Origin of the sequence: Sporolactobacillus caesalpiniae, from assembly GCF_040513385.1 — a bacterium.
Taxonomy (GTDB): Bacteria; Bacillota; Bacilli; order Bacillales; family Sporolactobacillaceae; genus Sporolactobacillus.
In genome coordinates, this window is record NZ_JBEVCB010000005.1 from 25,907 (window position 1) to 41,894 (window position 15,988).

Here is a 15,988-nt window from a genome sequence, read left to right on the forward strand (position 1 = left end):
TGACCCTGAGGGAACCACCTCTAATGATAGTTCAAACTCTTTAAGATTGTTTTTTTATCTTTATTAAAGATACAACTTTGTTGATCATTTGTTTGTTAACCTGGGATTTCAAGACAATTAAAATACTAAAATAAATTAATACTCCCACAATAATCTGGACCAAAGTCGTCAAAGGATTTATTGGCATTAAATAACCAATGACCTGATTAATGAAGTACATCATAAAACCGCCAGTTATGTATTTCCATGTTTCACTAAATAAATATTTAATTTTGGTTTCTTTAACGATGCAAATAAATTGATATAAAGTAACAATCAATTCCGCAATAAGTGTTGCTATCGCTGTTCCTAGCGACTGAAAATGAGGGATCAATAAAAGGTTTAGAACAAAATTTATTCCAGCACCACAGATAACCGAAATTGTATAACTTCTAACTTTTCCAATAGGCATTAGATATTGAACACCCAGAACATTACTCCATGCGATAAAGACAATGATGGGACTTAGCATGACAATAATTATTCCAGTTTTATTAAAAGACGGACCAAAAAACCATGGAGTAAAGTTTTCAGAAATAGATGCAATTCCAAACATCAACGGAATAGAGAGAAATGATGCAAAACCAAATGATTTATAAAGATATTCCTTTACCTTATTCGTATCGCCCTTTGCAAACGTATTCGATATCCTCGGCAACATAACAACCCCCATAGCTGTTACTACCGCGAGAATAACTTTTACTATCTTATCAGCATTTTCAAAATATCCTACTTCATTTACATTCGATAATATTCCTAACATTGTCTTATTCAAAACTATATAAATTTGAATAGCAATTTGTGGAATAAACAATCCCAACGCTGGTTTAAAATGGATTACTATATCATGCCAATTCAATTTTATCTTCTTTACAACTTTTGGTAGATACATCCAAAGTGTCAGCTGTCCAAAAAGTTCAGAAGCACTCAGTATAAGTACATAGTGCCAAATGTCCCTGGAAGTTTTAACAAATATAAAAATGCATAAAACACCAATTACTTTTACAATTAAATTTCGAAGCACTGTCTTTTTAAAATCTTCTAATCCCATGTACAACCATGAAATATCAACTGCCGCAGAAATTATAAGAATAGATTGAATCAAAAAAATTAAGGTATACTGATGAATAATATTTAAAAAAATCAAAAAAAAACAGATAAGACACGGATACAGTAATTAGCTTAAGAAATAAAATCCCCCAGAATGTACGACTTAAATTATTCTTTTCATCTCGTACATATGCAATTGCCCTTGTTCCATATAAAGCAATTCCTATCGTTCCAAACAGAATAAAATACTGAATAATAGAATTGGTGTATGCATTAATACCAATGCCACTACTTCCTAGCACTCTAGAAATATACGGAATTGTGATTAAAGGAACAATAAGAACAAAAACTTGATATACAACATTGTAAAGATAATTTTTAGCAATATTCATGGTTTACCTACACTTAATCATTAAATTCATTTTTAACAGTTGTAAGAGCAGCTGCAATTACCTGGTGCATATCGAAATATTTATACATGCCAAGTCTTCCACCAAAGATGATATTTGAATTTTGTTCGGAAAGTTCTTTGTAATTCTTAAACAAGTTATTATTTTTTTCATCATTCATTGGATAATATGGTTCATCACCTTTTTTCCAATTTTCAGGATATTCCTTTGTAACAACAGTTTTAGGTTGTTCTCCGTATTCAAAGTGTTTATGCTCAATAATTCTTGTATACTGTGTTTCAGCATCCGTGTAATTGACAACTGCATTGCCTTGATAATTTTTCTGATCATAAACGTCTGTTTCAAATTTTAAGCTTCTGTATTCCAAAGTACCGTACTGATAATCGAAGAATTGATCAATCATACCCGTGTATATAATTCTTGGATATTCTTTCAAATATTCATCTTTTTTCTCAAAAAAATCCACATCTAATTCAACATCAATTAACTCATTACTTAGCATTTTTTCAATGATTTTGGTGTATCCACCAATTGGAATACCTTGATATTTATCATTGAAATAATTATTGTCATAAGTAAATCTTACTGGAAGACGTTTGATAATAAAAGCAGGTAATTCCGTAGCTTTTCGACCCCATTGTTTTTCTGTATATCCCTTTATCAATTTCTTATAGACATCTGTACCAATTAATGAGATTGCCTGCTCTTCTAGATTCTTTGGAATTTCTATTTTTGATTTAGCTTTTTGTTCCTCTATTTTTGCCTTTGCCTGTTCAGGTGTTACTACTCCCCATAACTTATTAAATGTATTCATATTGAACGGGAGATTATATATTTCACCTTTGTAGTTTGCAATTGGACTATTTGTGTATCGGTTAAACTCCGCAAATTGATTTACATAATCCCATATTTTTTTGTCGTTTGTATGAAAGATATGTGCCCCATATTTATGTACATTTATATCTTCTATTTTTTCCGTGTATATGTTTCCACCGATATGTTTTCTCTTTTCAATTACTTTTACTCTCTTACCTCGTTTTGCAGCTTCATATGCAAAAGTACTGCCGAACAATCCAGAGCCTACAATCAGATAGTCATATTTCACAGAAATCTTCCTTTCAATTTAAGAATATTTATTCGTTTTTATACTGTTTCTTGTTGTTTCAATCTCAGGATGAAATACTAATCCTGCAAAAAAGCCTTTTAATACTATTTTCGTTTTTTTTATTTTATATTTGTTATTTTTAAGTAGTATTTGAAATACCTTTCCTATGGTCCTTACTATAATTGAAACGAATTCTTTGTTTCCAAATTCTCTCGCTGTGTAAATTCTGTTCCGGTACTCATAAAAGTATCTCTCTAAGCGATTATTGTCTTCTGATATTATATTAATTCCGTTATTACTCTTCATCTTGTGCAGAACAATGCTATTAGGCACAAAATAGCCAGACCTCGATTGAGATATTCGCCTTGTAAATTCTACATCATCTCCCCAGATGAAGTATTCCTTAATGGGGTATCCGACTTCATCAAGCACTTTTCGATTAATAAGTAGAGATACAAAGGAAGCTGACTCTATTTTAATAATTCCTCTATCCGATTTTTCATTCCAGTCCTTACTTACCTTTGGAACGTTCATAACACAAGCTGAATTATCGATCCATCTTACATTACTAGAAAGAAATCCCCAACTAAGTGTTTTGTCGTTTGCAGTGACTATCAAATTTTTTAATGTCAGTGGCTGTGGTATAGTGTCATCGTCCATAATCCAAATATACTCCATACCGGCTTCATAAGCTTTCTTTATTCCATAACTAAAGCCACCAGCCCCACCAATATTATTTTCCAATTTTATGTAATTAATATTATCAACATCTTTTTGAAGCAGATCTATGTATTCATCTGTACCATCATCGCTACAATTATCAATAACAAATATTTCGTCTACTTTGCGAGTTTGATTAATAACGCCTTCAAGACATTCTTTCAGAAGAGATAATTTGTTATAAGTTACAATGACGCATCCGATTGTTCCCATTTGTTACTCCTAATTTAAATATTTTCAATTTCAAATATATCATTTACAGCTTTTTTAAAATTTCTCATGTATTCTTCAATATACATCTGACTAATTGAGGACTGAATGAGTTTTTGATCTGGAAGCTTCTTTCGGTCCACAATATTTTGCAATATATCATGTAGTTGATTGACACTATGGGGTGGATAAAGTTCTCCATTCACTTCATGTTTTATTATATCACTTGGCCCTGTTTCACAATCAGAACTAACGCAATAGACACCTCTTGATATTCCCTCTGCCAAAACCATTGGGAGGCCTTCAAATTCGGACGTTAAAACTAATGCTGTTACTTCATTAACTATATCCCAAGGTTTTTCTAACCAACCATACCAAGTAATTCTTTGATTGATATGCAATTGTTCAGCGTACTTCTGACATTGCGCTCTATCATTTCCATCACCGACTACGACTAAACTCCATTCTCCCTGTACAAGAGATAATGATTCAAGTAAATCTTTAACCCTCTTCTGACCTTCAAAAATCACACGACCTATATATAAAAATACAGTGTGGTTCTTTGGACGGAGGATGATTTGCTCCGTCCGATAAATCGGATTATTCACTACGTAAACTTTGGATTCTTGGGTGCCAATTTCCATGAATTGCTGTTTAATTCCTGGGCATATAGCAAAATGATAATCTGCGTACTTTAGTAGAGCTTTATTCACGTTTTTCACGTTTAGCGAAAAATGGACCCAAGAAACAATAGAAAATTTTCTTCCACTAAGTTTACGAAGCCAGTACAACACAAAGCATGTTATAGAATGTGTGGCAATCACCATATCTGGTTTTGTTTTTCTTATAGCGCCGGATAAGCATATAAAAATAGAAAATAAATTTTGGACTGTCCTAATGATCCGGTTATCAGAGAAGGTTGTTTCAGTATAATTAACTCCATCCAACCAATTTTTATCTTCACTGCCACCAAAAAGATAGAGTGATGGTCGTATATTGGAATCCTTTTGCAATAATTTCATTACAATCGCCATTACATTCTCGGTACCGCCTTTTCCTGTAACATGTGGCATAATAAATAAGATCTTTTTCATACTCTTTTAGCACCTTTTGTAATTAGTGTTCACCAATGAATTTTCTTTTGAGAAACGAAAATCCTTTTTTCCACCAGTTTTGTTTTTCCATAAACATCACAGGTACTTCAGTGTACGATATTTGCTTTTTATCTATCCATACATCCAATAAACGTTCACTGATATAACCAAATACTCGGGCTTCTTTTGGAGAATAATCAGTTATATCTATTTTCTTCTCAAGTTCAAACAGTATAGAAAAGAGCCAGTTAGAATATTCCCGAAAAATATCTTGTTTCATAATAAACATATTAAAGCGATGAGACGCAGTTTGTTTCATCGCCTGGTCAAACGATCCCAAAAAATCAGGATATATTTTTTCAATTATTTCCCTTGTCTTTCGCAAGTCATTAATATTGTGTGCATGTTCATAATGAGACATGCTGGTTTCAATCCAATAATTTCTCTTCTTAGGAAGAATTACATCGTATTGTTCGAGTAATTGTTCAGCTCTTGTAGAAGTTAAAATATTTTGCCATTTTTTTTCATTATTAAATATCAAAACTTCACGATTACAAAAATGGCGACGATAATGAACTAATCCCACATAATCAGCCCGCAAATTTTGCCATGCCCAGTACATTGCCGTTAATTCACAGTAATTAGGATTTTTAATTGAAATATTTATCCCCGTATTGTCTGGAAGATAGTCTAGTGCTGGCTTTCCTTCTTTTCCAACTTGGATAGGAGTATACATCTCATCTGTTGGCATTCTATACTTTTTGTGAGTTGCTACCAGGACTTTAATAATCAACGATATGACTCCTCAATATTGAATCGTTTTTTTAGATATTGTCGCACAACAACGAAGAAAAAGAGCGTGATCATGTAGATACTTTCGTACCAGTTAAAGATAAGCAAGGAACATATAAGATAAAAAAAGAAAAAGTAATAAACTGAATCCTTTAGTGCATTTATCATCTGTTTTTCACGTTCACTAATATTAACTGATTGCACAAAGTTAGAAATCCGCCGGAAATCCTTTAATAATCGGTATACGTACACGCTTATGAAAGCTACAAAGATAGCCCCAAATTCAGCAAGCCAACCAAAGATAGCACTAAGAATTGGATATGTTCTTTCGGGTGCAAAAACACTTCTGAATTCATAGCTTGTCATCGTCCATTTGGGAACAAATTTAAATAGATAATAATCGTGATAATTAAAGCCAACACCAAATATAGGATGTCTCAACCATGTAAATATTAATCCTAATGTGCCCCCAGTTCTGTTGAGCATGGAGTCTCCACCTAATTTTGTGAATAAAGTGATATTTAGTATCTCCATAATCATAGGACTATGTATAGCTGCTATATATATAGTTACTAAGGCAATTGATATCAGAACTGCAAAAATTATCTTTTCTCTCAATGGAACAATTAACCATAATGAAAACATAATCATTCCTATAGCTAGAATGCCTGTTGAAGTTTTTGCAAAAAACAAAATCACTATAATACTAACTAACAGAAGATAGTAGAGAGACGGATGATATTTAATTTTTTCCGAAAAAAAATTAAATTTATTTTTAATCGAAGCAAGTATAAACGGAACAAATATAACCAAATATTGTACTGCCAAATAGTCTGATTCTGGATTCAATCCATTAATTCTACTCTCTGTTTGAACATAGCTGCCAGCACTATACCAATCCCTTTTATACCTATATTCAAAGCTCCCCAATATCTCGACTGCTTTTGAAAATATATTAGGAAATAACAAATATAGAAATTGTATATAAGAAATGACTAATAGAATTACTAAAGCAATACCAGTTCCCTGTAGAAACTTCATTATACTTTTTTCATCAGAAACTACAAATTTTACTACACAATAGTGGCTAATTATACATAGTATCACAATGATTAATTTTACAAACTCATTTATTGGGTTCCTATTGAAGTCATTCCCTATGAGACTAAAATAGCTCCAACTTAATGCAACTATTTGAAGGCCTAAAGTAATTAACAAGCAACTAATAACCCGTTTATTAAATGAATCCTTCATCAACCGTCTATAATTATTCTTAGATTGACTAAAAAAAGCATAAACGGCAATTAATGAATACAGATACACTGGCAACTGAACAACATAATAAAGCGTTGTTGAAATATTAAATGTTTTAATAAACAAGCTAATTGGTAAAAGTAAATATGCCATGCACTGACCTCATTTATTTTTTCTTCTAAAAATTAATATGCACCTTTTTTAGTAATTACAGTCAAAACTGTTTTGAAAATAATTTTCAGATCAAATGCCATTGACTTGTGACGGACATAGTACAATTCAACATTGCATCTTTCAGGATATTCAATTTCGCTCCGTCCACATACCTGCCAATTTCCAGTTAATCCTGGTTTAACCGAGAGAAATAAATGTTTATCATCACCATATTCTCGTAATTCTTCTGAAACAACCGGACGTGGACCAACTAAACTCATTTCACCCTTTAGCACATTAATTAACTGAGGAAGTTCGTCTAAACTTGTTTTGCGCAAGAAACGACCAATTTTTGTAATACGTGGATCCTCATCTTGTTCTAGTTTATAGCTACTATCTAGATATTTCCGATATAATGCATGGTTCGCTTTCAGCACACTTTCAGCATTAACAACCATCGAGCGGAATTTATAAATATAAAATGGTACTCCATTTTGACCAATTCTTTCTTGTTTAAAAAACACAGGTCCTTTTTGACTGCCTCTAAGGTAGAGTAAAGAAATGATCAAGAACAGAGGTGAACTTAATATAAGGCCAATGACTGCGCCAAACAGATCAAGCGTCCTTTTAAAGAACGAATATACTGTACTGTCATTTTTAAGGCTGCTCGTCATAACGGTACGCTGAGTTTCTTCAAGATAACGTGCGTTAATTTCTGATTTTGGCATAGCCATCGTCTTATCCTCCATCATTCGAGTGGTAGTTTGTTGTCGTGAAGAATTTGTTCAATACCCTTTAAGACTTCCTTCTGGATCGTTTTGTCCTGAAGTGCCATCTCAATGTTTGTCAATACAAAACCCAGGGTTTCACCAACATCAAAGCGTTTGCCTTCAAACTGGTAGGCATATACACCCTGTAGTTCATTCAATCTTTGAATTGCGTCAGTTAACTGAATCTCTCCGCCCGCTCCGATTTCCTTCTTGTCGAGGAAGTCAAAGATCTCCGGAGTCAGCACGTAGCGGCCGATAATCGCCATATTGGAAGGCGGATTGCTTTCCGGCTTTTCAACGAACTTGCGTACATCGAATAGACGGCCATCCTGTTCCTTCGGATCAATAATACCATAACGGTGTGTCTGATTCTCAGGAACTTCTTTGACACCGATGCAGGAGCAGCCGGTTTTCTCATATTGGTCCATCAATTGCTTGATGCATGGTGTCTTAGCCTGAACAATGTCATCGCCCAAAAGGACAGCGAATGGTTCATCGCCAATGAATTTGCGGGCGCACCAAACGGCGTGACCCAGACCTTGCGGCGACTTTTGCCGGATGTAGTGAATATCAATTCTGGATGGTTCACGCACTTTCTCGAGTAGATCTAATTTATTTTTTTGAATCAAATTCTGTTCCAATTCGTATGCAATGTCGAAGTGATCTTCAATTGCGCGTTTGCCCTTGCCGGTAACAATAATAATATCTTCAATACCGGCTTGAACTGCTTCCTCCACAATATACTGGATCGTCGGCTTATTGACAATGGGAAGCATTTCCTTTGGCAGTGCCTTTGTCGCCGGTAAGAACCGTGTACCTAATCCTGCAGCCGGAATGACCGCTTTTCTAACCTTTTTCATCAAAAAACCCCCTGAAAAGTGGAGACATAGTCTATTCGTTGTTGTGAAAATCTGGGATGATGTCTCGTTAAGTAATGAGGAAATTCTAGTTTATCTTTTTAATAATAAATTACTGGAAAGGATTGAGAACTCAAGATTCTCTAATTATACACTATTCATATGCGCTGTGAAGCTAAAACTCGACATTTTTTGTCTCGTCAAGCTATAAGCATTATAGCATATTTAATTTTTATGAAAAGAGGGAGATATGGGAAGAAAGTCATAGAAGTTGACTAGATAGGCTTTTGTTACATTATGTTGCTCTCTATTTACGTTTTGTTTACAAAAATGTTTCAGAATGATGTGCTGAATGTGTTCTATTTTGTCGTTTGTTGCGTGAACTTAGGCAATTTTCCGCTATAATTCGTATGCATTGCGCGTCTGAACTGTCATACCTCGGATTTTACATAATAAATCTGCTCATGGCGGTTCCATAGTGGCCGCGTCGTCCTTGTGTAGACACGATAGTCGCCTTGCAGTAATGATTCGAAGTCAACAAGCTTCAGCGCGTATTTCTCACTGAACTGTTCTGCCGCCTGCTCAATACTTTCCGCTTGTATCGTTGCGATTGGTTTGTTATATGCGTCAGAGATTGTCCGCTTGCCATCGGATTCATGATAAAACGTGTATATGGTCATAATTGATGTTCTCCTTTATGTTCCGAATTGAATGTATGATTCTCTTCTCGCTTTCTATGCGGAATTCCTTGTCGGCGAGTGGGCTCGCGTGGTGGGGAATAGTGTCCGCTTGGGTCATTTTTTGGGGGATGTTCTCCGTTGTTTGATGCCGAAAAATGGACCAACACGCTAGTATTCTGTCCTGCATCCTTTATACTGATTCGTTTCGATTCCCGAATTTTGTCGGAAAGTATTTTTGTATTTTATGGTTCAAACGGTATGTGTAACGAAGTTTTGGCGTCCCGGAGGCATTTGACATTGACCGTTCTTTCAAATAAAGTAAATGTGACTTTCATGGTTTTTTTGGACTATTTCCGGGGTATTTCCCCTCTGTTGGTGCATCCTACATAAAGGAAGATTCTAATGAACAAACAATTTGCTGTCATCGGTCTCGGTCAGCTGGGCTCAAGTGTCAGCATTGAGCTGAGCAATATGGGCTGTGAGGTTCTGGCGATCGATATTGATTTAGATAAAGTGAATGATTACTCAGACGTGGTGACGCAGGCGGTGCAGGCGGATTCGACGGATGAGAAGGTGTTGCAAGCGCTCGGGATCCGCAATTTCGATCATGTAATTGTCGCGATCGGGCGCAACATTCAGGCGAGCATCCTGACGACGCTGCTGCTGAAGGAGTCGGGCGTGAAGGAGATTTGGGCGAAGGCTCAGAATGACTATCATGAGAAGATTCTGAGAAAGCTCGGCGCGGACAAGATCATTCGTCCGGAGGTTGAAATCGGCTACCGGATCGCGCACCTGGCGACGGCGAATAAGATTCTTGATTACATCGAGCTGTCGAAGGATTACAGTATTATTGAAATTGAAGTGACAGATCGACTGATTGGGAAGTCGATCATGGAAATCGATGTGCGCGCGAATTACGGATGCAACGTGATCGCGATCCGCCGTAACCGTACGGTCATTGTCCGCAACATTGGTGAATTGAAGCTTGAGCGCGATGATGTGCTACTGATTATCGGAAAGAGCGAGGATCTGGAACGGTTTGAAAAAGAGGGCGTCTGATTAATTTTTTCGGGCATTCCTCCTATTTAAGGTAGGGAGTTTGATATGATGCAATCAACAAAGAAAATACTTTCCGCGCTTGACCTCAAGCCGTTCCGATTCAGCCCCCCGCTCTTTCTGTCCATTTTGCTGTTTGTCATTATTGTGATCGGTACCTTGCTGCTGAAGCTGCCGATTTCCACCGTGCATCCGATTTCGTGGTTGGATGCTTTATTTCTATCAACCTCGGCGTCGACGGTTACAGGCTTGTCTCCCTTTGAAACCGGGCAGACGTTTACCTTTTTCGGGCAGATCGTTCTGATGCTGCTGATTCAGGTCGGTGGTATCGGCGTTATGGCGTTTGCCGTATTTTTCGTTATCTTACTGGGCAAAAAGGTGTCGATTCGGCAGAGACAGTTAATGCAGGAAGCACTGAATGTTCCGTCGATTGGCGGCGTGATCCGGCTGGTCAGTTGGATCTTAGTCTTCTCCTTTGTGATTGAGCTGATCGGTACCTTCTTCCTCGCGTTCCGGTTTGTGCCTGATTTTGGCTGGGGCAAGGGGCTTTATTATGGGCTCTTTCATTCGATCAGCGGATTCAATCAGGCCGGTTTTTCGCTTTTTCCCGGCAGCATGAGCCAATATCTTGGTGATCCGATTGTGAATCTGACGATGATCGTGATGATTACGCTCGGCGGTATCGGCTTCACGGTACTTGCCGAGCTGCTGTCCACGCATCGCTATCACAAGCTCTCGCTTCACGCTCAGGTGATGATCACCGGGACGTTGATTATTAATGCGCTCGCTGTGCTCGCTATTTTCATTATTGAGTATGCGAATCCGAATAGTTTGGGACCACTCAGCATTGGCGACAAATTCTGGGCAGCGTTTTTTCAAGGCATCTCGCCGCGAACTGCCGGTCTGACGACGATTGATCCGGCCGGACTGAGCCAAGCTTCATTGCTGCTCACCATGCTGATGATGTTCATTGGCGCGGGCAGTACATCGACAAGCGGCGGTATCAAGCTGACGACGTTTATGATCATTATTGCTCAGGTGTTCACCTTTTTGAAGGGACGGCGCGAGGTTGTGATCAACAAGCGCACGGTCAACCATCAGGTTATTGTGCGGGCGGTGTCGATCATCTCAATTTCAGTGATTGTCGTCCTGCTTGCTGTGTTCCTGCTCTGTCTGTCTGAGAATCAGCCGTTTGTTGCGATTCTATTTGAAGTGATCTCGGCGTTCGGTACGGCGGGCGAGTCGATCGGCGCGACCGCCCACCTCTCCGCCTTTGGCAAGATTGTGATCATGTGCGTTATGTTCTTCGGCAAGGTCGGCCCGCTGACGTTGGCCTTCTCCGTGACCAAGCGCTCCCATGTGGACATCCGCTATCCGGACGGGGAGATTTATACGGGGTGATGGAAAGCCGCGAAACCCAAAGGTGGGTTTGCGGCTTTTATTAAGTGCAGTTAAGGAGGCTACCGTGAGTAGCCTCTTTAACTTTCGACTGGCACCCCTTTGACGCACAGGTCGGTGTAGGGTACCTTTACTTTTGCGGTGCAGATTTGTCTGCTTTAATCGTCATTTATTATTTATTCGGTTCCGAATTCGGACGTGTTTTTTGTTGATAAATGTAGAAAAACAGGGTTACGGAGAAATTTTAAGTGCAAGCTTAACAAGGCATTAGAGTTCTTTTAGAAAATCTATAAGCGTTTTAAGACAATCATTATTTAAATCCCAATACCCTTTTTGAGCCCCTAATCCAAGATTATTCACTATTTTATGCATACAGGCTAAATAGACCTGACACTTAGCTTTAGCCTTATTTGATGGGTAAGGAATATCTAGTTCAGCTATATTTTGAAAAAAGGAGTCAATATAAGGCATTGCCGGATGATCACTTTTAGTGTTAAGACAAAGGTCTTCTAGCATGGTGCCTTCGTTATTGTCCCCCGGCATAATAAAAATTCCTATGCGCAAATCATCAAAATCGGCAGTTTCAGAGAACTTTCCATGATCAGAAGGAAAAGGAAGTCCACAATCTATTAACGTATTTTTTATGCTTTTGAACGCATCATCAGCACTACTGTCAGCATCCCTAATAATCGCAAGGGAAGTAACGATATCAAAACCTGAAGTATTCGTTAAGGCAAGTAACTTGAACTTGAAGTTATCTTTCCCATTAACTGGGATTATTTGAATGTCGGAAAGGTTATCCGTTAATTGGTTATTTTCCCGATATAAAGCATCGAAAAAAATTTCCTCATCTTTTCCTTCAACCAATAACAATCGACGTTTGGATATTTCCAGATTCGCGCGTTGTGTGCTCATAGGCATTGTAGGCATCTTTATCGCACTTCCCAACCATTAACAATTGCTGCTCTTAATGTTTCAAAGTCAAATGTCTTTTGAGTGATCTCATCATTCTTTGGTGAATGTTCAATTCTAAAGTATTTAAAATGAGATTGTACATCTACATCCAGCCCATTTATTGCGGCAGATAGACATTCATAACTGTGCGTGGTAGCGAAAATTTGACAATTATAGTCCAAAGATGCCTTACTAATCGCTTTCCAAATAGTACTCATTACTGAATAATGAATTCCATTTTCTATTTCATCAATAAATACAATTCCGTTTCGATTCGTTGCTATTGATAATAAAATATTTAACAGTCGTGACGTTCCGTCGCCCATATAAGAAATGGGGACCTTTTTCCCAAATCCTATATCACCAAATACCATTGAATTATTCGGATTTAGTGTTATGGTGCTCAATGATTTTAATCTCGGTTCAATGATCTTTAAATAATCAATCAATTCTTCCGATTTACCTTCTCGATCCATTTTGCCAAACTTAATTGCCGTTTCATTTGTATTGGAATGCGCTTTGGCAGCTAAAAACGAGCATGTAATGCCAAAGTTTTTGGCCGTAATTACGTTGAGCGTAATTCCATTATTATTAAGAACCAGCCTCACATGCTGCTCTCTTTCATTACCGCCTGAATACCTAATATCCAAAGCTTCATTAGGAGCAACACGTTCATCCGCTGTATTGATCTGACCATCTTTAATATTGCTATTGATAATATTGCCCACATTATCTTCATGCTTTATAAGCATCTTATGCTGAAACTCTTTATGATCGGTTACTTGAATTTCAATTCTATTATTAAGATTATAATCGAAGAATATCGGTCCGAAAATCGATCCTGGAGAAAAGTCAATATTATCGATTCCCCTCCAATTGTATTGTCTTAATAACATGTTAGGGTTTAAACGGTCGTGATATAAAAAAAGTGCTTCTAAAATTGAAGTCTTCCCCGCATTATTCTTACCACCAAGTAAATTAATTCGCGAGGCATTTTTTAATGAAACACTTTTTAATCCTTTAAAATTTTTTACGCTCACCGATCTTATCATTCGGCTTTCCTCCGTATACTATTAATTCGTTCTCCAAATATTATAACACTTTCGAAATCAAATCATTGATTCATAAGTAGAAACAGTTTTCCCAGATAGCACTTTGGTTATAAGGATTAATCTGCTTCATTCAGACCAAGCTTCTGGACAGTCCACACAAGCGCTCCTCTTACTTTACTTGTTTTTAAATTGTGAAAGGATTTTAGTCCTCCCTTCCTTATCGGAGAAATCAAATGAACCTATATAAGGTATGGAACCATACTTACCGTGTAAATAATCTTTTTCATAGCTTGCGTCTTTTCTAACCTTATAGTCAGATAAGGCATATAAGTCAGTCGCTCCATATTCGTCCTTTTCGGTAAACCAAAGCTGATCTCTTCTGAAAAATTCCTTACTTAATAAATTTGTATCATGGGAGTTAAAAATCAGCTGCGCACTTTTTTTATTGAACTCATTTGAATGAAATAAACGAATAATAAATCGTGTCAGAAGTGGATGCAGTTTGGCATCAAGTTCATCAACAACGAGAATTCTGCCATTGTTTAACGTGTCAATAATTGGTCCCAATAGAGAAATGATTTTTTTTGTTCCTTCCGATTCATTGGCTGCCATCCGAAATTTTTCGAGACCTACGAACTGATTATTTCCGTCATATTTTTTATGCAAGGTACTTATGCTATGATGTTGTGCAGGTAATTGATCAGTGTTGACAGGTGCGGAAAACTTTTTGATGAATTCATACATTCCTTTAGGGAGCGTTTCGTCCTCAACAATGAGATCCTCAATGCCTAAATCTAACTTATTTATAAGGATCATTAGTTCTTTTTTAGAAGATGCGTCCTGTATTTTTTTCATCGTGTATCCAACTGTAAAGTCAGTTAATCCATCGAGTACGCGTAGACTTTTAAACCAATAAAGAATACTTGTCGCTATCTCACCATTTAAATTAGCGACTACTGATAAGAATAGCGCATTAATTCTCGTTCTTTTTTCTAATCCTTCACCTTCTGGAAAATCTTTAGTAACACTGATTTCTCCATTCTCGCGATAAAAAAGTTCTTTCTCTTTTCCACCTAAATGGGCAACGTATAACCATTCGTTTTTTACTTCTTTGCGGTCTGCCTGGAAACCATAACGGTATTGTTTTTCCTGATGAACAAATACAATTTCAAATAAACTTGGTTTATCAGCATTTACCGTATTTAGCTTAAAACTGTCGATTCCGCCAATTTCTTCTCCGATTTGTCCCTCTTTTGAAGATAACCGGACAAAATTCTTCATAAAATTGATTGCTTTAATTAGATTGCTTTTACCACTTGAGTTGGCTCCGTAAACAACGGCGGTTTTGAGCAGGTTTATGTGCGGTAACTTTATTAAATGGGTGTCTTTATGTTCCGTTATTCTGGAGGCGACCATACTCAATGTCACTTCGTCCCTAAAGGATAGAAAATTACCCACACTGAATTGCAGGATCATACAACGCACCTCAACATTCGAATTATTCTCAATTGATACCACTATTATATACATTATATCAATTTTTAACACTAATATTGAGATATTTTCTCACTTTTCGTGAGTATCTTAATAAAGTGCCAAAGGATAAGCCACGAGACCAAAGTACGGTTTCGTGGCTGCTTTAAGAACTGGGTGCACAAGGTGTCTGTTCCCGGATCGAGGACCTATTGCACGGCATTGTTCAGTTTTTTTCCGGATTAGATTGAGTTTTATGCCTAATTAATCGGGCACCTGCTTGGATTACAGGGCACTTTCATAGGTACCTCTGAATAAATTTTTTCATTTTAATGCTGTTCTGTCTGTGTAGTGATTTACCCGCCTCTCATCAGACTGAGCACATGCGCGCCTTCAGGAATGGATGGATTTTTCGGCTTGATTGAGTAGTCTATCTCATAATAGAGCTTGTTGTCTTTTAATTGGAATTTAGCGATTCCGCCCTTGTTATGAAAGCTGTCGACGAAGCGAAACTGGCCTCTGCCCTTGAGATCAATTGCAACGGTATGATTCATTGTCGCCGGCGCCTGCCTATTGCCGAGGATGTTTTCTATTGAAATTCTCACGACATTATAGACCGGCATCTCAATCGTCACATTTTGTATGGGTTCGGTGGGACCATGATCGGTAAATTGATCTTTATAGTATTCGTTAAAGCTCTTCTTTGTATTGGACCAGATTCCGCTATATCCGGAGCCGGAATTGGTGGCGGACTTTGTACGGTTATCGCTTCGCTGCTGCGTGTCGGCAGATGCTGTCTTGCTGTTTTGGGTCTCCACTTTTTTGAACACGCCGGAATAATTCTTGTTAAAACGCGCATAGTACTGAGCCCACGCAGGATCCTTCTCGTTCGAACTGCCGAAAGCTGTATTTTCTGATACG

The 15,988-nt window shown here is 37.3% G+C and carries 14 protein-coding genes and 1 pseudogene; 2 read left to right on the plus strand and 13 right to left on the minus strand.

What is annotated here, in order from left to right:
- Positions 1-40 precede the first annotated feature (40 nt).
- The 9 genes and pseudogenes from ABWW58_RS10525 to ABWW58_RS10565 all read right to left on the minus strand — a co-directional run bounded on the left by ABWW58_RS10525 (position 41) and on the right by ABWW58_RS10565 (position 9,134).
- Positions 41-1,481: pseudogene (locus ABWW58_RS10525) on the minus strand (flippase).
- 13 nt (positions 1,482-1,494) lie between these two features.
- Positions 1,495-2,604: a UDP-galactopyranose mutase gene (gene glf / locus ABWW58_RS10530; RefSeq protein WP_353869110.1), complete on the minus strand. Its 1,110-nt coding sequence runs from the start codon at positions 2,602-2,604 to the stop codon at positions 1,495-1,497.
- 18 nt (positions 2,605-2,622) lie between these two features.
- Positions 2,623-3,537, minus strand: coding sequence for a glycosyltransferase family 2 protein (locus ABWW58_RS10535; protein ID WP_353869111.1), 915 nt, complete (start codon positions 3,535-3,537; stop codon positions 2,623-2,625).
- Between the two features lie 14 nt (positions 3,538-3,551).
- On the minus strand, positions 3,552-4,628 hold the full coding sequence (locus ABWW58_RS10540) for a glycosyltransferase (protein WP_353869112.1): 1,077 nt from the start codon (positions 4,626-4,628) through the stop codon (positions 3,552-3,554).
- A 22-nt stretch (positions 4,629-4,650) separates the two neighbouring features.
- Positions 4,651-5,421, minus strand: coding sequence for a DUF4422 domain-containing protein (locus ABWW58_RS10545; RefSeq protein WP_353869113.1), 771 nt, complete (start codon positions 5,419-5,421; stop codon positions 4,651-4,653).
- A complete protein-coding gene (locus tag ABWW58_RS10550) occupies positions 5,418-6,827 on the minus strand; it encodes an O-antigen ligase family protein (RefSeq protein ID WP_353869114.1) in 1,410 nt (469 codons plus the stop codon). Before ABWW58_RS10550 ends, ABWW58_RS10545 begins: the two co-directional genes overlap by 4 nt.
- Positions 6,828-6,859: 32 nt before the next feature.
- Positions 6,860-7,501, minus strand: a complete 642-nt coding sequence (locus tag ABWW58_RS10555) for a sugar transferase (protein ID WP_353869422.1) — start codon at positions 7,499-7,501, stop codon at positions 6,860-6,862.
- Between the two features lie 74 nt (positions 7,502-7,575).
- Positions 7,576-8,457, minus strand: coding sequence for a UTP--glucose-1-phosphate uridylyltransferase GalU (gene galU, locus ABWW58_RS10560; protein WP_353869115.1), 882 nt, complete (start codon positions 8,455-8,457; stop codon positions 7,576-7,578).
- A gap of 428 nt (positions 8,458-8,885) precedes the next feature.
- Entirely contained in the window at positions 8,886-9,134 is a 249-nt protein-coding gene (locus ABWW58_RS10565) for a hypothetical protein (protein WP_353869116.1), read from the minus strand.
- Between the two features lie 402 nt (positions 9,135-9,536).
- On the opposite strand from ABWW58_RS10565, the gene ABWW58_RS10570 reads away from it, so the two are divergent.
- Both ABWW58_RS10570 and ABWW58_RS10575 read left to right on the plus strand, forming a co-directional pair.
- Entirely contained in the window at positions 9,537-10,193 is a 657-nt protein-coding gene (locus ABWW58_RS10570) for a potassium channel family protein (protein ID WP_353869117.1), read from the plus strand.
- A gap of 48 nt (positions 10,194-10,241) precedes the next feature.
- Complete coding sequence (locus ABWW58_RS10575; protein ID WP_353869423.1) at positions 10,242-11,591, plus strand: TrkH family potassium uptake protein; 1,350 nt, start codon at positions 10,242-10,244, stop codon at positions 11,589-11,591.
- Between the two features lie 264 nt (positions 11,592-11,855).
- On the opposite strand, the gene ABWW58_RS10580 is transcribed toward ABWW58_RS10575, so the two are convergent.
- The 4 genes from ABWW58_RS10580 to ABWW58_RS10595 all read right to left on the minus strand — a co-directional run bounded on the left by ABWW58_RS10580 (position 11,856) and on the right by ABWW58_RS10595 (position 15,897).
- Positions 11,856-12,518: a DUF3226 domain-containing protein gene (locus tag ABWW58_RS10580; RefSeq protein ID WP_353869118.1), complete on the minus strand. Its 663-nt coding sequence runs from the start codon at positions 12,516-12,518 to the stop codon at positions 11,856-11,858.
- A gap of 2 nt (positions 12,519-12,520) precedes the next feature.
- Complete coding sequence (locus ABWW58_RS10585) at positions 12,521-13,594, minus strand: AAA family ATPase (protein ID WP_353869119.1); 1,074 nt, start codon at positions 13,592-13,594, stop codon at positions 12,521-12,523.
- 174 nt (positions 13,595-13,768) lie between these two features.
- Positions 13,769-15,070, minus strand: a complete 1,302-nt coding sequence (locus ABWW58_RS10590) for an AAA family ATPase (RefSeq protein ID WP_353869120.1) — start codon at positions 15,068-15,070, stop codon at positions 13,769-13,771.
- Positions 15,071-15,423: 353 nt separating this feature from the next.
- Positions 15,424-15,897 (minus strand): hypothetical protein, encoded by a 474-nt coding sequence (locus ABWW58_RS10595; protein WP_353869121.1) that lies wholly within the window; start codon positions 15,895-15,897, stop codon positions 15,424-15,426.
- Between the last annotated feature and the right edge of the window lie 91 nt (positions 15,898-15,988).